This is a genomic window from Pseudomonas sp. P5_A2_2 (assembly GCF_054177685.1).
Genome location: NZ_JBGCUL010000002.1, coordinates 45,036 through 63,482 on the forward strand (window position 1 = coordinate 45,036; position 18,447 = coordinate 63,482).

Below are 18,447 nucleotides of genomic sequence, written 5' to 3' on the forward strand. Positions count from 1 at the left end.
GAGCTCTATCAAGCTTCGACTATGGTCTCGATTACCGTTCGGACATTGACCAACAGAAACGCTTTGGAAGATCAGCATAGCCCGCTATAATCGCCACCGTTTCAAAACGGTCATCATCGCTTGATACCGTTTTCCCGCCACCTGTCCGAGGGGCGCTGCAGCAGGTTCGACCTGTCAGGCTCGGATGGGGCGTTGCCAGGCCTTGATCGGCCCGACACTAAACGCACAACGGCGCCCATTCGCATACATTACGAATGGAGGCTCTTCATGAGCGCTGTTATCACGCCTGCAGATTTTACCGATTACAAAGTCGCCGACATGTCCCTGGCTGCCTGGGGCCGTCGCGAAACCATCATCGCTGAATCTGAAATGCCAGCCCTGATGGGTCTGCGTCGCAAGTACTCCGAAGAGCAACCGCTCAAGGGCGCGAAGATTCTCGGCTGCATCCACATGACCATTCAGACTGCCGTGCTGATCGAAACCCTGGTTGCCCTGGGTGCCGAAGTACGCTGGTCGTCCTGCAACATTTTCTCGACTCAGGACCAGGCCGCCGCTTCCATCGCCGCTGCCGGCATCCCGGTTTTCGCCTGGAAAGGCGAAACCGAACAAGAGTACGAGTGGTGCCTGGAGCAGACCATCCTGAAAGATGGCCAGCCATGGGACGCCAACATGATCCTCGACGACGGCGGCGACCTGACCGAGCTGCTGCACAAGAAGTACCCGCAGGTTCTGGATCGCGTCCACGGCGTGACCGAAGAAACCACCACCGGCGTTCACCGCCTGCTGGACATGCTGGCCAAGGGCGAGCTGAAAATTCCGGCCATCAACGTCAACGACTCGGTGACCAAGAGCAAGAACGACAACAAGTACGGCTGCCGTCACAGCCTGAACGATGCCATCAAGCGCGGCACCGACCACCTGCTGTCCGGCAAGCAAGCGCTGGTCATCGGCTACGGCGACGTGGGCAAGGGTTCCGCTCAGTCCCTGCGTCAGGAAGGCATGATCGTCAAGGTTTCCGAAGTCGACCCGATCTGCGCCATGCAAGCCTGCATGGACGGTTTCGAAGTGGTTTCGCCATTCATCGACGGTATCAACAACGGTACTGAAGCAAGCATCGACAAGTCACTGCTGGGCAAGATCGACCTGATCGTGACCACCACCGGCAACGTCAATGTTTGCGATTCGAACATGCTCAAAGCCCTGAAGAAGCGTGCCGTTGTCTGCAACATCGGTCACTTCGACAACGAAATCGACACCGCTTTCATGCGCAAGAACTGGGCATGGGAAGAAGTGAAGCCGCAGGTTCACAAGATCCACCGTACCGGCGCTGGCGATTTCGACCCACAGAACGACGACTACCTGATCCTGCTGGCCGAAGGCCGTCTGGTTAACCTGGGCAACGCCACCGGCCACCCGAGCCGCATCATGGACGGTTCGTTCGCCAACCAGGTTCTGGCGCAGATCTTCCTGTTCGGCCAGAAGTACGCCGACCTGTCGCCAGCCCAGCAAGCCGAGCGCCTGACCGTTGAAGTACTGCCGAAGAAACTCGACGAAGAAGTGGCCCTGGAAATGGTCCGTGGCTTCGGCGGCGTCGTGACTCAACTGACCAAGACCCAGGCCGACTACATCGGCGTGACCGTCGAAGGCCCGTTCAAGCCGCACGCTTACCGCTACTGATCGGCCGGATCTTCCTGTGTAGGAGCGAGCTTGCTCGCGATGGACGTTAACGAAAACGCGCGCTATCTGGCTAAACGCGTTGCCCTGACGTTTTTCGCGAGCAAGCTCGCTCCTACAGGGGCCAGCGTCCGCCTTACGCGTTTTCAAGGGTATTCCCATGTCCCAAGATCGTCGCTACAGCTTCGAGTTCTTCCCTACGAAGACCGATGCCGGGCAAGAAAAGCTGCTCGCCACTGCTCGCCAGTTGGCTACCTACAACCCCGATTTCTTCTCCTGCACCTACGGCGCCGGCGGTTCGACCCGTGATCGCACGCTGAACACCGTGTTGCAGCTCGAAAGCGAAGTCAAAATCCCTGCCGCTCCGCACCTGTCCTGCGTGGGCGACAGCAAAGCTGACCTGCGCGGCCTGCTGGCCGAGTACAAGGCTGCCGGCATCAAGCGTATCGTCGCTCTGCGCGGTGACCTGCCTTCAGGCATGGGCATGGCCAGCGGTGAATTGCGCCACGCCAACGACCTGGTTGAATTCATTCGTGAAGAAACCGGTGATCACTTCCACATCGAAGTCGCCGCTTACCCGGAAATGCATCCGCAAGCGCGCAATTTCGAAGACGATGTTGCCAACTTCGTGCGCAAGGCCAACGCTGGCGCCGACAGTGCGATCACCCAGTACTTCTTCAACGCCGACTGCTACTTCTACTTCGTGGAACGTGTGCGGGCGCTGGGTGTGGACATCCCGATCGTGCCGGGCATCATGCCGATCACCAACTACAGCAAGCTGGCGCGCTTCTCCGATGCCTGCGGTGCAGAAATCCCGCGCTGGATCCGCAAGCAACTGGAAGCCTACGGCGACGACACCCAGAGCATTCAGCGCTTTGGTGAACAGGTCATCACCGAAATGTGCGAACAATTGCTGCAGGGCGGCGCTCCAGGGCTGCACTTCTACACATTGAACCAGGCTGAAGCGAGCCTGGCGGTGTGGAGAAACCTGAAATTGCCGCGTTGAGGCAGCTACAAGCTGCAAGTTGAAAGCTACAAGCAAGATCAAAAGATCGCAGCCTGCGGCAGCTCCTACCCCGGAATGTGTATTCCCTGCAGGAGCTGTCGCAGGCTGCGATCTTTTGCTTTCAGCGCACTATTAATGTGCAGCAATCCACGGAGTTAGAGCATCTGCGGTCAGTTTCTGGCTCTTTCCGGTTTCTCGTCGTAATCTCAAACCCATGCCTTTGATCACGCAGTTAATCGCCATGCTTGTCTTCGCTTGCCTGAGCTTCGCCGCTCGGGGCGAGAAGCTGCGCATTGTCACGGAACCGTGGGCGCCTTATGTGTACGAAGACAACGGCAAAGCGCTGGGCCTGGACTACGAAACCACCGCCATTGTCTTCAAGCGCCTGGGCATCGAAGTGGAGTGGCAGTTCCTGCCATGGAAACGCTGCCTGTCGATGCTTGAAACCGGGCAGGCCGACGGCGCGCTGGACATCTTTCACAGCGACGAACGCGATGCGACCCTGCTCTACCCCAGCGAACCACTGTCTGAAGTCCAGTTCGTGATGTTCTACGCCAATGACCGACCCCATCCGTTTCGCACCCTTGATGACTTGCGCGGCCTGACCATCGGCACCTCGCCGGGTTACCTGTACAGCAAGGACTTCAGCGATTCGACGCTGTTCACCCGCGAGCCGGCTCCCACCCATGAAGCCAACTTCGGCAAACTGGTGCGCGGGCGCATTGACCTGCTGATTACCGACCGCCGGGTCGGCCAGCATTTGCTCGATGAACTGGGCATCCGCGGCAAGATCACCGAAAACCCCACCGTCATCAGCCAGCAAAGCCAGTTTCTCGCGGTACGTCGCAATGCGGGCATGGATCTGCTGGTGCAGCGTTTCGGCGCCGAACTCAAACGCTTCAAGCGCGAGCCCGCCTATGCTGAACTGAGTGCCCGCTACGGCGCGGAACCGGCCGCCAGCGTGAAGACTGAAAAAACCACGGCTGCCACGGAAAAAACCGTTGAGCAGCAGGAAAGCGGCGCGCAGTGATTGCTCTGTTATACTCCGGCCTTCCCGCCAGGCTCACGCCCGGACGCTCGGAATCGTTAAAGGCATCTCAACCCCGCTACTGCGCAGCTTTCAGCCCGCGCGAGCGCTTGCAGACGAGCCTTCGAGACCCAGCAGGACCGGACGGGATTGCGTCCTCTTAAACGCCATTCGCGCCAGGCAAGACTCCCATTGGGCCAAGCCCTAACTTAAAACAGGATTACTCATGTCCTTTGCTTCCCTCGGTCTCTCCGAGGCTTTAGTCCGCGCCATCGAGGCAGCGGGCTATACCGAGCCTACTCCGGTGCAACAGCGGGCCATTCCCGCCGTGTTGCAAGGTCGCGACCTGATGGTCGCGGCACAGACAGGTACTGGTAAAACCGGCGGTTTCGCCCTTCCGATCCTGGAGCGGTTGTTTCCCAACGGTCACCCGGACAAATCCCAGCGTCACGGCCCGCGCCAGCCGCGCGTACTGGTCCTGACCCCGACTCGCGAACTCGCCGCGCAAGTGCATGAAAGCTTCAAGGTCTATGCCCGTGACCTGAAGTTCGTCAGCGCCTGCATCTTCGGCGGTGTCGGCATGAACCCGCAGGTTCAGGCCATGTCCCGTGGCGTGGATGTGCTGGTGGCCTGCCCTGGCCGCCTGCTCGACCTCGCCGGCCAAGGCAGCGTCGATCTGTCCCACGTGGAAATCCTCGTGCTGGACGAAGCCGACCGCATGCTCGACATGGGCTTCGTCCATGACGTGAAAAAGGTCCTGGCCCGTCTGCCGGCCAAACGCCAGAACCTGTTGTTTTCGGCGACCTTCTCCAAGGACATCACCGACCTCGCCGGCAAGCTGCTGCACAACCCGGAGCGCATCGAAGTCACGCCGCCGAACACCACGGTCGAGCGTATCGAACAGCGTGTGTTCCGTCTGGCCGCCAGCCACAAGCGTTCGCTGCTGGCGCACCTGATCACCGCCGGCGCCTGGGAACAGGTGCTGGTGTTCACCCGCACCAAGCACGGCGCCAACCGCCTGGCCGAGTACCTGGACAAGCATGGCCTGAGCGCCGTCGCGATCCACGGCAACAAGAGCCAGAACGCCCGCACCAAAGCCCTGGCCGACTTCAAGGCCGGCGAAGTGCGCATCCTGGTCGCCACCGACATCGCCGCTCGCGGTCTGGACATCGACCAGTTGCCTCACGTGGTCAACTTCGAACTGCCGAACGTCGATGAAGACTACGTGCACCGCATCGGCCGTACCGGCCGTGCCGGTCGTTCGGGCGAGGCGATTTCGCTGGTAGCCCCGGACGAAGAAAAACTGCTGAAAAGCATCGAACGCATGACCCGACAGAAAATCGCCGACGGCGACCTGATGGGCTTCGATGCCAGCGCCGTGGAAGCCGAGAAACCGGAAGTGCGCGAGCGTCCGGACATGCGTAACCCGCGCAATCCACGTGGCCCGCGCGGCGACGGTCCGAACGGCAGCGGTGGCGGCGGCGGCGGCGGTCGCAAGGACAAAGGCAAAGACAAGGGCAAGGAAAAACCGGCCGGCGAACGCGGCGAGCGCCCTGCCCGTCAGCAAAAGCCCCGCGAAGGTACTCCGGCCCGTGAACAGCGTCAGCCGAGCCAACAACCCCGTGCCGCCGCTGACCGTGCCCCGGACGAGTTCCTGGACGACGATATCGATAACTTCGGTAACCGCGTCGACTACGTGCCGCAGCAGAAACCTGCTCAAGGCCGTGGTCGCCGTCCGGGTGCTCCGGCACAAGGCACCGCCGCCGGTTCGGGCGCTCCACGCTCCGGCAAACCACAAGGTCGCCAGAGCGGTCCGCGCAGCAGCGATGGCGCCAGCACCGGCACCCCACCGGCCAAGCGTAGCGGTCCTCGCAGCGGCGCACCGCGCGACGGCCAGGCTCGCCGCGAAGACTCACGCAACCGTCGCCCGGCCCGTGACGACCAGCCTCTTTCGGAACCGGCCGTGCAGAACCCGCGTGGCCCCGCGCCGAAGATCATGCACAAGGAGTCGAAGGCCGACCGCTTCCCGACACCTGAGCAGCTGGATCAACTGCCAAGCCGTCCTCGCGGTGAGAAACCAGCGTTGCTGACTCGTAATCGCTGAGTTATCGCTGCAATGAAAATGCCCCGAACCAAAAGGTCCGGGGCATTTTTTATGGCTGATGAAATCCTGTAGGAGCGAGCCTGCTCGCGATGGCGTCTGTTCAGCCAACATGGATATCGACTGATACACCGCTATCGCGAGCAAGCTCGCTCCCACAGTGAATTTGTAGTGTTGATAAAATTTCGCCAGCCAAAAAAACGCCCCAGACCTTTCGATCAGGGGCGTTTTTATGTCAGAGCGAAAATTACTTCGCCTTGACACCTTCAAACGAGATGTACAGATCAACCGCGTCGGACTGTGGACCCAGGTCCATCATCTTGCCGAAATCGGAACGCTTGATGCTGGTAGTACCCTCGAAGCCTGCACGGTAGCCGCCCCATGGATCCTTGCCTTCACCCAGGAAAGTGGCCTTGATCACGACTGGCTTGGTTACGCCAGCAATAGTCAGGTCGCCGGCCACGTCGGCTGTGTCTTTGCCAGCAGCGTTCTTACCGGTGGCTTTAACGCTGGTGGACACGAACGTGGACTTAGGGAAATCAGCCACTTTCAGGAAGTCTTTGCTGGAGACGTGCTTGTCACGTTCGGCGTTGTTGGTGAAGACGCTGGCAGGGTTCACGTTGAACTCGATCTTGCTGTCTTCAGGCTTGGCAGCGTCGAAGCTGAACTTGCCGTCCATGGTCTTAAAGGTACCGGTGATGAAGCTGTAGCCCAGGTGGCTGATCTTGAAGTTGACGAAGGCGTGCTGGCCTGTTGTGTCTACAACGTAGTCAGCCGCCATCACGTTGGCGGACAGCAGAGCGGAACCGATTGCCAGAGCGGCGAGAGTCTTTTTCAACATGCTTTGTTTTCCTTGGGAGTCGAGGTTGAACTTCAGGCTTTGCGACCCAGCATTCGCTTGAGGGTCGCATCACGGTCGATAAAGTGGTGCTTCAATGCTGCCAATGCATGGAGGCCGGAAAAAATTACCAGCACCCACGCCAGGTAGAGGTGAATCGCACCGGCGTTATCTGCCTGGTCCGGTAGTCCGGAAACCAGGGCAGGCACTTCAAACCAGTCAAACACCGGAATCCCGGCACCTTCTGCGGTGGAAATCAGGTAACCGGCAATCATCACGGCGAACAGACAGAAATACAGAAAGGCATGACCGAACATGGCGCCAAGACGCGTCATGCGGCTGTAACTGGCCAAGGCCGGTGGTGGCGGGCTGATGAAACGCCACAATACCCGCAGCACCATGACGCCCAGCAAGATCAAGCCAATGCTCTTGTGCAGATCCGGCCCGGTCTTGCGCCAAGGGTCGTAATAGCCGAGGCCGACCATCCACAGCCCGAGGGCGAACAAACCGAACACGGCCAGTGCCACGCCCCAGTGCATGAAGATGCTGACCCAGCCGTAGCGGGAGGTAGAGTTACGTAGCTGCATTGCCTAGATCCCTGTAAGTGCTGGCCCAAGACTATCGAGTTATCTATCGAATTAAAGCGGAAAATTTCGCTTTGAAATATCGAAAAATGCGATCAAGAGTCTGAAGCCGACGAGTTAAGGAAAGATTAAAGTCGAAAAGTGTTAGAAAAAATGAATACAAACCGGAGAACACCTGTACCAAATGTTTTATTCGATTTTTGATCTCGGCCTTCTTCAGGCAAAAAAAACGCGGCATTTACGCCGCGTTCTTTTTGTCCCAGGGCTTACTACGCCTTGGCATCCATTGCCGGAGTCGCCGCAGGTTTAGCTGCTGGCTTCTTCACCGCCTCGGTTTTCTTGGCCGGTGCCTTGACCGGGGCTTTTTTCGCCTCGGTCTTGGCAGCCGGTTTTGCCGGAGCCTTTTTGGCCGGTTCGGGTTTTACCGGGGTCGCAGGCTTCGGTGCTTCCACCGGGGCTGGCGCGATGGCCGGGGCTGGCGCCGGAGCAGGCGCTGGCGCTGGCGGTGCAACCGGCTCGGATGCCTTGACCAGCTCTGGCTTCTTCTCGTCATCGGAGCCGCCAAACAGGTTGCTGAAGAAATTGCCTTTCTTCGCCGCCACCGCACCAGTGCCCGCCGCAGCGGCAGCGGCCGGGACCACTTTCGCCGGTTCGAACGACTTGCCCGCCGCCAGGTCTTCAACCTGGCTGGCTGCACGCTGACCAGTGCGCAACGCGCCTTCCAGGGTGCCCGGGTACAGGGTGTCGGTGTGTTCGCCAGCGAAGGTTACGCGCTGAATCGGGCGTTCCCACAGGCGCCAGAACTTGCTGATCTGGCCCGGACCGAAGGCCAGGTAGGCGCCGCCAGTCGACGGATCGGTGCTGTAACGACGGATTTCATAACCGGTGAACGAACCGCGAGCCTGTGGATAGAACTCATGCAGGCGAATCAACACCTGATCGACCATCTGCTTGTCGCCGAACGCCTGCATCACTCGCGCATTGTCGCCGGACAGGTTGATCACCACATTGGCACCGCCCTTCAGGGCAGGCTCGATCCACAACATGCCCAGGCCGGTGTTGCTGTAGATCTCGCCGGACATGCGCGCCTTGGATTCCCACACCGGCGTCTTGAACTTCAGCATGATCTGGTCACGCCATCCGTAGTTGGTGCCCTTGATCGCCGCCAGGTGCTGGGCGTCCAGCGCCGGGATCATCTGGATCTTGTTCAGGGCGCGCAGTGGCACGGCCAGCACGACGTAGTCAGCCTGATAGCTGACGCTGTCGACTTTGACGGTCACACCGTCCTTGTCCTGAATGATCGACGAGACCCGGGAATTGGTCTTGATGGTTTTCAGCTGCTTGACCAGGGCCTGGGCCAGCACCGGGCTGCCACCGACCAGGCGCGAAGCCCGCAGGTCACGATCGGAAACACCACGGTAAACGCGGCTCTGCTGCGCGAAGTACAGCAGCGACAAGCGCGAAGGTTCGTCGTAGCGGGTACGGATCTGCTGGTTGATCAGCTGGCGGGCGGTGGCCGGCAGGTTCTGCTTGTCGAGCCAGCTCGACACGTTGATCTGATCCAGCGCGTACAGCGTGTTGTTGGCGGCCGGGTTCTGCGGGTCGTCGATCGAGCGCGCCAGATCGTCCACGGTCTTGTCGAAGCGCTTGAGCGCCTCGGCGGTGGCCGGCTGTTTGGTCGCAAGGTCGGCGGTGGAGAAATACTCACCATCGATCAGGTAACCTGGAGTCCGCACGAATTCAGGGGCCGGGGTGGTGCTCAGCTTGAAGTTCGATACGTATTTGTTCAGCACCGGTTGAGCCTTGTCGTTGCCGATCCATTCGCTGGTGGCCATGCCGGAACGGCCGCCCAGGCTCGACTTGGCTTCCAGCAGAGTGACCTGCCAGCCCTTGTTCTGCAGCTCGTACGCGGCAGTCAGGCCCGACAGGCCGCCGCCGATCACGATCGCGGTTTTATCCTTGGCCAGCGCAGACACGCTGAACAGCCCCAACATCACCAGCGCACAGGCGCGCAGCCAACCCACAGACATTCAGCGAACTCCGGAATTACACGAGGAAAACAGCGGTTTTTGCGAGCCAGACGGCTCAAGAACCGCGAAGGATACGTCAGCCTTCAAACACCCGCCAGCAACGTCTATCGGCCTGGATAAAGTAGCTCATTCGACACAATGGGTTGTCCCCGTGGCACGCATTGCATAGGCTTGCGCGATTGTTTGTCCGCGCTGGTCACGGACCGCCTCCAGGAGAGTGAAAATGGGCCTGAATAATCAGTGGATGCAACGCGATCTCGCCGTGTTGTGGCATCCCTGCACCCAGATGAAAGATCACGAACAACTACCGCTGATCCCGATCAAGCGCGGTGAAGGCGTGTGGCTGGAAGACTTCGAAGGCAAGCGCTACCTCGATGCGGTCAGCTCCTGGTGGGTCAATGTGTTCGGGCACGCCAACCCGCGGATCAACCAGCGCATCAAGGACCAGGTCGATCAGCTCGAACACGTGATCCTCGCCGGTTTCAGCCATCAACCGGTGATCGAACTGTCCGAGCGCCTGGTGAAGATGACGCCGGAAGGCCTGACCCGGTGCTTCTACGCCGATAACGGTTCGTCCTGCATCGAAGTCGCGCTGAAAATGAGCTTTCACTACTGGCTCAATCGCGGTACGCCTGCCAAGAAGCGCTTCGTCACCCTGACCAACAGCTACCACGGCGAGACCATGGCGGCGATGTCGGTGGGCGACGTGCCGCTGTTCACCGAGACCTACAAAGCGCTGTTGATGGACACCATCAAGGTGCCGAGCCCGGACTGTTACTTGCGTCCGGAGGGCATGAGCTGGGAAGAGCACTCGCGCAACATGTTCGCCGCGATGGAGCAGACCCTCGCGCAGAACCATGACAGCGTGGCGGCAGTCATTGTCGAGCCGCTGATCCAGGGCGCCGGTGGCATGCGCATGTACCACCCGGTGTATCTCAAGCTGCTGCGCGAAGCCTGCGACCGCTACGGCGTGCACCTGATCCATGACGAAATCGCTGTCGGCTTCGGCCGCACCGGGACGATGTTCGCCTGTGAACAGGCCGGCATCCGCCCGGACTTCCTGTGCCTGTCCAAAGCCCTGACCGGCGGTTACTTGCCCCTGGCCGCGTGCATGACCACCGACGAAGTCTACAGCGCCTTCTACGACGACTACCCGACCCTGCGCGCCTTCCTGCACTCCCACAGCTACACCGGCAACCCGCTGGCGTGCGCGGCGGCCCTGGCGACCCTGGACATCTTCGAAGAAGACAATGTCATCGAGAACAACAAGGCCCTGGCGCAGCGCATGGCTTCCTCCACCGCGCATCTGGTCGACCACCCGAACGTGTCCGAAGTGCGCCAGACCGGCATGGTGCTGGCCATCGAGATGGTCAAGGACAAGGCCAGCAAAGAGGCTTACCCATGGCAGGAACGTCGCGGCCTGAAGGTGTTCCAGCACGCCCTGGAGCGCGGTGCTTTACTGCGTCCACTGGGTAGCGTGGTGTACTTCCTGCCGCCGTATGTGATCACCCCGGAGCAGATCGATTTCCTTGCCGAAGTGGCCAGCGAAGGGATCGACATTGCGACCCGTGACAGCGTCAGCGTAGCGGTGCCGAAGGACTTCCACCCAGGGTTCCGTGATCCGGGTTGATGATGCGGTCAATGTGGGAGCGAGCTTGCTCGCGATAGCGGTTTTTCAGACACCATCAATGGTGAATGTCAGATCGTCATCGCGAGCAAGCTCGCTCCCACAGAAGTCCCACCGATCCATGACCAACACCCTTTTTCAGAGACCCAGCATGAGACTGTCCCGCTTCTTCATCGACGCCCCCCTGAGCACCGGCGAGCACGAGTTGCCCGAAGCCCAGGCCCATTACATCAGCCGTGTGCTGCGCATGGCCGAGGGTGATGCGTTGCAACTGTTCGACGGCTCGGGCCAGGAGTTTTGCGCCCGGCTGGTCGACGTCGGCAAAAAGCGCGTGGTAGTGCAGGTCGACGAAAGCTTCGCCGGGCAGGTCGAGTCGCCGCTGCAAATCCATCTCGGCCAGGGCCTGTCCCGGGGCGAGCGCATGGACTGGGCGATCCAGAAAGCCACGGAACTGGGCGTCACTGAAATCACCCCGATTTTCACCGAACGCTGCGAAGTCCGGCTCAAGGACGAGCGCGCCGACAAGCGCCTGCTGCATTGGCGCCAGGTGGCGATCAGCGCTTGCGAGCAATGCGGGCGTTCAAGGGTACCGGTGATTCATCCGCCGTTGTTGTTGGCCGATTGGTTGAAACAGACCCAGGCCGAGTTGAAACTGGTGCTGCACCCGGTGGCCGAACCGCTGGTGAGCCATGCCAAGCCTGCAAGCCTGGCATTCCTTATCGGTCCGGAGGGTGGTTTGTCCGATGCCGAAGTCGATCAGGCTAAGGCCAGCGACTTCCACGCCGCCCGCCTCGGTCCACGGGTGCTGCGCACCGAAACCGCGCCGGTTGTCGCACTGGCGGTGGCCCAGCAACTCTGGGGTGACTTCTAGGCCCTCATCGCGAGCAGGCTCGCTCCCACAGTAGATCTCCAGTGATCACAAAATTTGTGAGCACCACAGGTCCAAGGTGGGAGCGAGCCTGCTCGCGAATGGCCACGACACAGTCTGGATGACTACTGCACCGGATCACTCACCGGCTTGGCAATAATCGCCTTGAGTTCGCTGGTCATCGGGAACTCGAGGTTCAAACCCTTCGGCGGGATCGGCTGCTCGAACCAGCGTTTGTAGATGCCGTTGATCTCGCCCGAGCTGTACAGATCCGCCAACGCGCCGTTGACCAGCGCCAGGAACTGCGGGTCGTCCTTGCGCACCATGCAGCTGTAGATCTCCCGCGATTGCTCCTCCCCGACCACCACCCACTTGTGCGGGTCATTGGCCTTGGCGCGCTCGCCGTAGAGCAGCGCGTCGTCCATGTAGAACGCCACCGCCCGGCCCGATTGCAGCATCTGGAAGGCTTCGCCGTGGTCCTTGGCGCTGATCACGAACATGTCGATCTTGTGATCGACGTTGTAGCTTTTCAGGTAGCGCTCGTTGGTGGTGCCGGCAGTGGTCACCACGTTCTTGCCGCGCAAGTCTGCGAAGCTCTTGATCCCGCTGTCTTTCGCGGTCAGCAACTGGCCTTTGACGTAAATGAAGCCATAAGAGAACGCCACCTGCTTCTGCCGTTCGGCGGTCACGCCGGTGGAGCCGCACTCCAGGTCCACGGTGCCGTTCTGCACCAGTGGAATGCGGGTCTGCGAGGTCACCAGGTTGTACTTCACCTGCAAGTCCGGCAGCGCCAGTTGCTGCTGGATGCGCTCGACGATCTTGCCCGCCAGATCCACCGAGTAACCCATTGGCTTGCCGCTGTGATCACCCACGTAGGAGAACGGCACCGAAGCATCGCGATAACCCAGGGTGATGCTGTTGGCGCTGGAGATCTTGCTCAGGGTGCCGGTCAGCGGCGCTTCATTGGCCTGAACCTGACTGCCGAGCAACAGGCCAAGCGTACAAGCGAGCAACGTGATTTTTTGCATTGTTATTCTCCGTTGTGGGTGTTGGTTTATCAGACGCGTGCAGCGATGACGGTGATTTCCACCAGCACCTGCGGGCGGGCCAGTTCGGCCTGCACGGTGGTGCGGCTCGGTGCCTGCCCCGGCGACAGCCAGGCCGACCAGACCTCGTTCATCGCGGCGAAATCCTCGGTGATGTTCTTCAGGTAAATGGTCGCGCTGAGCAGATGATCCTTGTCGCTGCCCGCCTCGGCCAGCAAGGTATCGATTTTCGCCAGCACTTCGCGGGTCTGGCCGCCGGCATCCCGGGCATCGCCTGGCACCTGCCCGGAGAGAAACACCAGGTCGCCAAAGGTCACGGCGCCGGACAGGCGCGGGTTGCTGTGCAGTCGGGTAATGGTCATTGCAGTGTCCTCTTCAGAAATCCGTATTCAGGCGGCCCGATGGCTGAAACCCTGAAGGTCAATGGAAGGCCGGCGCTCGCCGATCAGCTCGCTGAGCAAGCGCCCGCTGCCGCATGCCAGGGTGAAGCCCAGCGCACCGTGGCCGAGGTTGAGCCACAGATTGCGATACGCCGTCGCACCGAGCAACGGCACGCCGCTGGGGGTGGCCGGGCGCATGCCGGCCCACTCGACGGCTTCGTCATAGGCGCCGGCATTTGGAAAGGTGTCATGGGCCTGGCGCTTGATCAGTGCCAGGCGTTTGGGGTCCAGCGCAGGGTCGAAGCCGACGATGTCGACCATCGCCGCCACGCGCAAGTGCTCGCCGATGCGGGCGTAGACGATCTTGCGGTCGTAGTCGGTAATGCTCACGTCCGGCGCCCGGTGACCGGCGCCGATCGGCACGGTCAGGCTGTAGCCCTTGAGCGGATAAAGCGGCAGTTGCAGCCCCGGCAACGCCAACAGCGGACTGCGGTGACCGGCGGCGATCACCAGTTGCTCGACCGGCAGCACGTGTTCGCCCAGTTCGATGGCGTTGACGCTGCCGTTGCTGTGGCGAATGCCGGTCACCGCTTGCCCGAGGCGAAACTCGCAACGGCCAGACGCCTTCAGTCGTGCGGCCAGTTGCTGGCAGAAACCGTGGCAATCGCCGACCTCTTCGTCGGGGGTGTAGATCGCCCCGACAAAGGGCGCATCGGTCAGCGCCGGTTCCAGCTGCGCGCATTCGGCCGGCGACAACACCTGCTGTTGCTGCGGGTCGGCCAGGCCCTGGCGCGCATGCTCGAAACTGCTGTTCCGGCGGAAAGTCACCAGCTTGCCATTGCGCCGCCACTGGAATCCCGCCAGTCCATCGTCCTCGCGCCAGGACTTCAAGGTGTCCTGGCTGAACAGCGCCAGGCGCAGCAAGTGCGCGGTGTTCTCGCGGTTGACTGAGCGGCGACAGGCGCCGAGGAACGCCGCCATCCAGCGCCACTGGGCCGGGTCGAAGCGCGGGCGCAGCTTCAGCGGTGAATCGCCGCGCAGCATCCAGCCGATGGCTTGCCAAGGCACACCGGCGTCGGCCAGGGGCGCAACATAGCGATAAGACAACTGGCCACCGTTGGCGAAGCTGGTTTCACTGCCCAGCGAATCCCGTGCCTCGACCACCGTCACCTCGAAGCCGTCGCGCACCAGCGCATAGGCCGTTGCCAGGCCAATCACGCCGCCACCGATGATGCACACACGCTGAGCCATGTCCGTCCCTAAAACCGTTGTGAAGACAAGGCCAAGGTTAGAGCCAGGTGACAGACGTTGAACAATGCATAAAGATGGCAACCCCATAAACAAAGGTTATGGACTTGCCATGCGCCTTCGCCATATCGAAATTTTCCAGGCCATCCGCCAGACCGGATCGATCAGCGCTGCCGCGCAATTGCTGCACGTCTCGCAACCAGCGGTGAGCAAGGTGTTGCAGCACGCCGAGCAGCAATTGGGCTTCCCGTTGTTCCTGCGGGTACGCGGCAAGTTGCAGGCGACGCCGGAAGCGCTGGAGCTGGAGCGCGAAGTGGACAAGGTCAGTGAAAGCCTGCAAGGCGTGCGACGCCTGGCGCAGAGCCTGCGCCGCGAGCCTGGCCACAGCCTGCGCATCGGTGCCACCCCGGCACTGGCCCTGTCATTGCTGCCGCCGGCCATTCACGAGTGGACCGGGCGTTACCCGGACATCGTTTGCGAACTCTCCAGCGCCCACAGTCGCGAACTGGTGCAGAACCTGTTGATGCGCGAAGTGGATGTCGCCCTGACCCTGCAACGCCCGGATCACCCGGGGCTCAAGGCCCAGGCGCTGGCGTCCGGCGTGCTGGTGGCGCTGGCGCCGAGTGGTTACTGGCCTCAGGAAGAGGCGGGTAAACCGTTGCCGCTGATGGCGCTGGCGGATGCACCACTGATCGGTTTATCCAGCGCTGATCCGCTGGCCGCGCGGCTCGACAGTTACCTGGAAGCGGTCGAACCGCCGCCGCGGGTACGCATCGCCGTGCAAACCTACTCACTGGCACGGGCGATGGTGGAATCCGGCGCGGGCCTGGCGGTGATCGATCCGTTCACCGCCCTTGGCGCCTCTTGCGCCAGCACAACCATCCGCCCTCTGACACCGCCGCTGCCCATCACCCTGTACGCAGTGACCCGCGCCGCCGAACCACCGCCCCACACCTTGAACGACCTGTTGCAGGTGTTCAGCCGTCGAGCCCGGGAGCAGCTGGATCGCCTGGTTCCGGTACAGCCTTAAAGCACATAAAAGAAAATCGCCACAAAGTGCAGCAGGCTCCCGGCGATCACGAACAGATGCCAGATGCCGTGGGCATGCCGCAGCCTGTCGTCCAGGGCAAAAAAGATAATCCCGACGGTGTACAACACCCCGCCTGATGCCAGCCACGCAAATCCGGCGGCGCCCAGCGCCGCGAGCAGCGGCTTGACCGCCACCAACACGATCCAGCCCATCACCGCATAAATCACGATCGACAGAATTCGTGCTTCCGAACGCGGCTTGATCTCTTGCAGGATGCCGATCAGCGCCAGGCCCCAGACAATCCCGAACAACGTCCAGCCCCACGGCCCGCGCAGGGTCACCAGGCAGAACGGCGTGTAGCTGCCGGCGATCAACAGGTAGATCGAGAAGTGATCGACCTTCTGCATGATCTCTTTCTTGCGCCCGCGCACGCTGTGGTACACGGTCGATGCGCTGTAAAGCACCAGCAAGGTAAAGGCGTAGATTGCCATGCTGACAATCTTCCACGGGCTGCCGTCGAGACTGGCCAGCACAATCAGCCACACTCCGCCGACAAACGCCGCCACTGCCCCGACCAAATGCGTCCAGGCGTTCAGTCTTTCCCCGTGATACATGCGCTACTCACCTCGAAGTTCATTGCCGCAGAGCGCAAGGCTCAGGCTTCAAGCGTAAAAGCGCAATGTTTCTGTACGACGGGCCCGGCGTAATTGGGCACAATCGAGTCATTCCAGAAAGAGTCCGCCCCATGCTGATCGATGAAGAGTTGACCCTGAAAAAACTCGAGGTGTTCCTGGCCTTCATGCGCACCGGCAACCTGGCGCGGGCCGCTGCCGAGTTGCAGACCAGTAACGTCAGCGTGCATCGGGCGATCCATTCCCTGGAAAGCGCCCTGCGCTGCCCGTTGTTCAAGCACGAAGGCCGCAGCCTGACGCCGCTGGAAAGCGCTTATGTACTGGAAGAGCGGGCGCAGAAGCTGATTCAGGACGTGGTTGAAAGCGTGCGCCTGACCCGCGAGGCCGCCGGGTTTTCGGCCGAACGCTTCAAGTTAGGTTCGCTGTATTCACTGACGGTGAAGACTGTGCCGCAGTTGATCATGGGTTTGAAGATCCGCCGCAGCGAGCTCAACATCGACCTGATTCTGGGTTCCAATATCGACCTGCTCTACAAGCTCAAGAACATGGAAGTCGATGCGATCCTGGTGTCGCTGGACGACAGCGTCAACGATCCGGATTGCGAGCAGATCCCGCTGTTTTCCGACGACATCTTCCTCGCCACGCCCRCCGATTCGAAGTTTGCCCAGCGAACCGAAGTCGACCTGGCCGAAGTCCGCGACGAAACCTTCATCACCCTGACCCAAGGCTTCGCCACCCATCAGGACGGCAAGCGGGTATTCGAGCAGGCAGGGTTCGAGCCGAAGGTGGCGATGCAGGTCAACGACATCTTCACCTTGCTGAGCATGGTCAGTTCGGGTGTGGGTTATGCGTTGCTGCCGGGGCGGATTGCGGCGGTGTACGAAAACCGGGTGAAGCTGATCCCGCTGCAGGAAAAGTACCGGTTGCAGCAGCACATTGGCGTGGTGTTCCTGAAGGCCAAGGAGCGAGATCCGAATCTGCTGGCGTTGCTGGCGGAGTGTCGGATGTATGCCAATCGGCAGGTCTGAAACCGAGTCGCGGCCATCGCGAGCAAGCTCGCTCCCACATTGGAATGCAATCCCCTGTGGGAGCGAGCTTGCTCGCGATGACGTCGGTACAGTAAGCGAAGATCCCGCGGCTTACCCGACAATCCCGCGAACAATGAAGAACAACAGCGAAGGCCCCAGCAGACAGCCCAGCCCGGTGTGGAAAGTCGCGGTCAACGCGCCATAAGGCACCAGGCGCCGATCCGTCGCCGCCAGCCCGGCGGTCACGCCACTGACAGTCCCGGCCAGCCCACCGAACACCATCGCCGAGCGCGGGTTGTCCAGGCCCATCCAGCGCGCCGCCATCGGCGTACCGACCATCACCAGAATCGCCTTGATCAGGCCGGTGGCAATCGACAGCGCCATCACATCCGAGGTTGCACCAATTGCCGCACCAGTCACCGGGCCGACGATATAAGTCACCGCACCGGCACCAATGGTGGTCATGCTCACCGCGTCGCGGTATCCGAATGCCCAGGCCATGCACGCGCCGACAATAAACGGCAGCACCGTGCCCAACAGCAGCGCGATCACGCCGATCAAGCCGGCCTTTTTCGCTTCTGTGGCCTGCACCTCGAATGCCGTGGCAACGATGGCGAAGTCCCGCAGCATGGCGCCGCCCATCAGCCCGATGCCGGAAAACAGCGTGAGGTCCGCCAGGCCTTTTTGCCCGCCAGTCAATGTGCCGCCGACCCAGGCCAGCACCAGGCCGATGACGATGGCAATCGCCGAACCGTGGATGCGTCCGAAAGTCAGGCGCTTGGAAAGAATGACCGACACCCACATGATGATGCCGACGAAAGCGAATGCTGTGACCAGACTGTTCGTGGCCAGGCCTTTCTCGATGAGTTCCCACATATCAGCGACCTCCTGCCGGTGCGCCAACCGGCGTTACATCCGCCGGTTCATCGGGCAAGGGTTCGCCTTTATGGGTCCGACTGATCAGGGCAATGGTGCAGCCGCAGATCACCACCGATCCTATCGCCGCCAACACCGCCACCGGACCGCCATGCAGCGCCGTGACCACGTTTTGTTGCGCCGCCATCGCCACCACCACCGGGATGTACATCGCGCCCCAGAAGCCGACGCCCAGCTCGCAATCCTTGGTCATGCCGCCACGGTTGTGCATCCACAACCGTGCGCAAATCAGCAGGATCATCGCGATCCCGACACCGCCGACGTTTGACTTCACTCCCAGCAACACACCGAGCATGTCACCCATGATCACCCCTGCCAGCGTACAGATCGCCAACAGCGCCACACCGTAAATAATCATTGTTGTAGTCCTCAAAGTGCATCGTCGAATGTTG

The 18,447-nt window shown here is 61.1% G+C and carries 17 protein-coding genes and 1 riboswitch; of the genes, 8 read left to right on the forward strand and 9 right to left on the reverse strand.

Annotated elements, in window-relative coordinates:
- Positions 1-141 precede the first annotated feature (141 nt).
- A riboswitch (S-adenosyl-L-homocysteine riboswitch) is annotated at positions 142-244 on the forward strand.
- Positions 245-267: 23 nt separating this feature from the next.
- The 4 genes from ahcY to ACXRVY_RS00550 all read left to right on the forward strand — a co-directional run bounded on the left by ahcY (position 268) and on the right by ACXRVY_RS00550 (position 5,811).
- The gene (gene ahcY / locus ACXRVY_RS00535) at positions 268-1,677 is read left to right on the forward strand and encodes an adenosylhomocysteinase (RefSeq protein ID WP_223456749.1); all 1,410 of its coding nucleotides are present in this window, start codon (positions 268-270) and stop codon (positions 1,675-1,677) included.
- Between the two features lie 157 nt (positions 1,678-1,834).
- Complete coding sequence (metF, locus tag ACXRVY_RS00540) at positions 1,835-2,680, forward strand: methylenetetrahydrofolate reductase [NAD(P)H] (RefSeq protein WP_223456748.1); 846 nt, start codon at positions 1,835-1,837, stop codon at positions 2,678-2,680.
- A 214-nt stretch (positions 2,681-2,894) separates the two neighbouring features.
- Positions 2,895-3,710 carry a substrate-binding periplasmic protein gene (locus ACXRVY_RS00545; RefSeq protein WP_223456747.1) on the forward strand — a complete coding sequence of 272 codons (816 nt, stop codon included), beginning with the start codon at positions 2,895-2,897 and terminating at the stop codon, positions 3,708-3,710.
- A gap of 223 nt (positions 3,711-3,933) precedes the next feature.
- Positions 3,934-5,811: a DEAD/DEAH box helicase gene (locus ACXRVY_RS00550; protein WP_223456746.1), complete on the forward strand. Its 1,878-nt coding sequence runs from the start codon at positions 3,934-3,936 to the stop codon at positions 5,809-5,811.
- Positions 5,812-6,055: 244 nt separating this feature from the next.
- Here ACXRVY_RS00550 and ACXRVY_RS00555 read toward each other — a convergent pair whose 3' ends face one another.
- From ACXRVY_RS00555 to ACXRVY_RS00565, 3 genes are all read right to left on the reverse strand, one after another.
- A complete protein-coding gene (locus ACXRVY_RS00555; protein WP_223456745.1) occupies positions 6,056-6,649 on the reverse strand; it encodes a YceI family protein in 594 nt (197 codons plus the stop codon).
- 32 nt (positions 6,650-6,681) lie between these two features.
- On the reverse strand, positions 6,682-7,233 hold the full coding sequence (locus tag ACXRVY_RS00560; RefSeq protein WP_223456744.1) for a cytochrome b: 552 nt from the start codon (positions 7,231-7,233) through the stop codon (positions 6,682-6,684).
- Between the two features lie 266 nt (positions 7,234-7,499).
- A complete protein-coding gene (locus tag ACXRVY_RS00565) occupies positions 7,500-9,260 on the reverse strand; it encodes a flavin monoamine oxidase family protein (protein WP_223456743.1) in 1,761 nt (586 codons plus the stop codon).
- A gap of 223 nt (positions 9,261-9,483) precedes the next feature.
- On the opposite strand from ACXRVY_RS00565, the gene ACXRVY_RS00570 reads away from it, so the two are divergent.
- A complete protein-coding gene (locus ACXRVY_RS00570) occupies positions 9,484-10,890 on the forward strand; it encodes an adenosylmethionine--8-amino-7-oxononanoate transaminase (RefSeq protein ID WP_223456742.1) in 1,407 nt (468 codons plus the stop codon).
- A 148-nt stretch (positions 10,891-11,038) separates the two neighbouring features.
- A complete protein-coding gene (locus tag ACXRVY_RS00575) occupies positions 11,039-11,758 on the forward strand; it encodes a 16S rRNA (uracil(1498)-N(3))-methyltransferase (protein ID WP_223456741.1) in 720 nt (239 codons plus the stop codon).
- A gap of 122 nt (positions 11,759-11,880) precedes the next feature.
- Here ACXRVY_RS00575 and ACXRVY_RS00580 read toward each other — a convergent pair whose 3' ends face one another.
- Genes ACXRVY_RS00580 through ACXRVY_RS00590 form a run of 3 tightly spaced genes read right to left on the reverse strand, consistent with a single transcriptional unit; the run spans position 11,881 to position 14,432 of the window.
- The gene (locus ACXRVY_RS00580) at positions 11,881-12,783 is read right to left on the reverse strand and encodes a transporter substrate-binding domain-containing protein (protein WP_223456739.1); all 903 of its coding nucleotides are present in this window, start codon (positions 12,781-12,783) and stop codon (positions 11,881-11,883) included.
- 29 nt (positions 12,784-12,812) lie between these two features.
- The gene (locus tag ACXRVY_RS00585; RefSeq protein WP_223456736.1) at positions 12,813-13,163 is read right to left on the reverse strand and encodes a RidA family protein; all 351 of its coding nucleotides are present in this window, start codon (positions 13,161-13,163) and stop codon (positions 12,813-12,815) included.
- Between the two features lie 27 nt (positions 13,164-13,190).
- Positions 13,191-14,432: a D-amino acid dehydrogenase gene (locus ACXRVY_RS00590; RefSeq protein ID WP_223456734.1), complete on the reverse strand. Its 1,242-nt coding sequence runs from the start codon at positions 14,430-14,432 to the stop codon at positions 13,191-13,193.
- Positions 14,433-14,541: 109 nt separating this feature from the next.
- Between ACXRVY_RS00590 and ACXRVY_RS00595 the strand changes: the two genes are divergently transcribed.
- On the forward strand, positions 14,542-15,459 hold the full coding sequence (locus ACXRVY_RS00595; RefSeq protein ID WP_218431196.1) for a LysR family transcriptional regulator: 918 nt from the start codon (positions 14,542-14,544) through the stop codon (positions 15,457-15,459).
- Here the strand turns inward: ACXRVY_RS00595 and trhA are convergent.
- Entirely contained in the window at positions 15,456-16,073 is a 618-nt protein-coding gene (gene trhA / locus ACXRVY_RS00600; protein WP_223456732.1) for a PAQR family membrane homeostasis protein TrhA, read from the reverse strand. The two genes, ACXRVY_RS00595 and trhA, sit on opposite strands and share 4 nt — an antisense overlap.
- A gap of 131 nt (positions 16,074-16,204) precedes the next feature.
- Here trhA and ACXRVY_RS00605 point away from each other — a divergent pair, with 131 nt between their 5' ends.
- Positions 16,205-17,119, forward strand: coding sequence for a LysR family transcriptional regulator (locus tag ACXRVY_RS00605; RefSeq protein ID WP_458236949.1), 915 nt, complete (start codon positions 16,205-16,207; stop codon positions 17,117-17,119).
- A 111-nt stretch (positions 17,120-17,230) separates the two neighbouring features.
- On the opposite strand, the gene madM is transcribed toward ACXRVY_RS00605, so the two are convergent.
- Positions 17,231-17,995, reverse strand: a complete 765-nt coding sequence (gene madM, locus ACXRVY_RS00610; RefSeq protein WP_108217031.1) for a malonate transporter subunit MadM — start codon at positions 17,993-17,995, stop codon at positions 17,231-17,233.
- A 1-nt stretch (position 17,996) separates the two neighbouring features.
- Positions 17,997-18,413: a malonate transporter subunit MadL gene (gene madL, locus ACXRVY_RS00615; RefSeq protein ID WP_223456730.1), complete on the reverse strand. Its 417-nt coding sequence runs from the start codon at positions 18,411-18,413 to the stop codon at positions 17,997-17,999.
- Positions 18,414-18,447 lie beyond the last annotated feature (34 nt).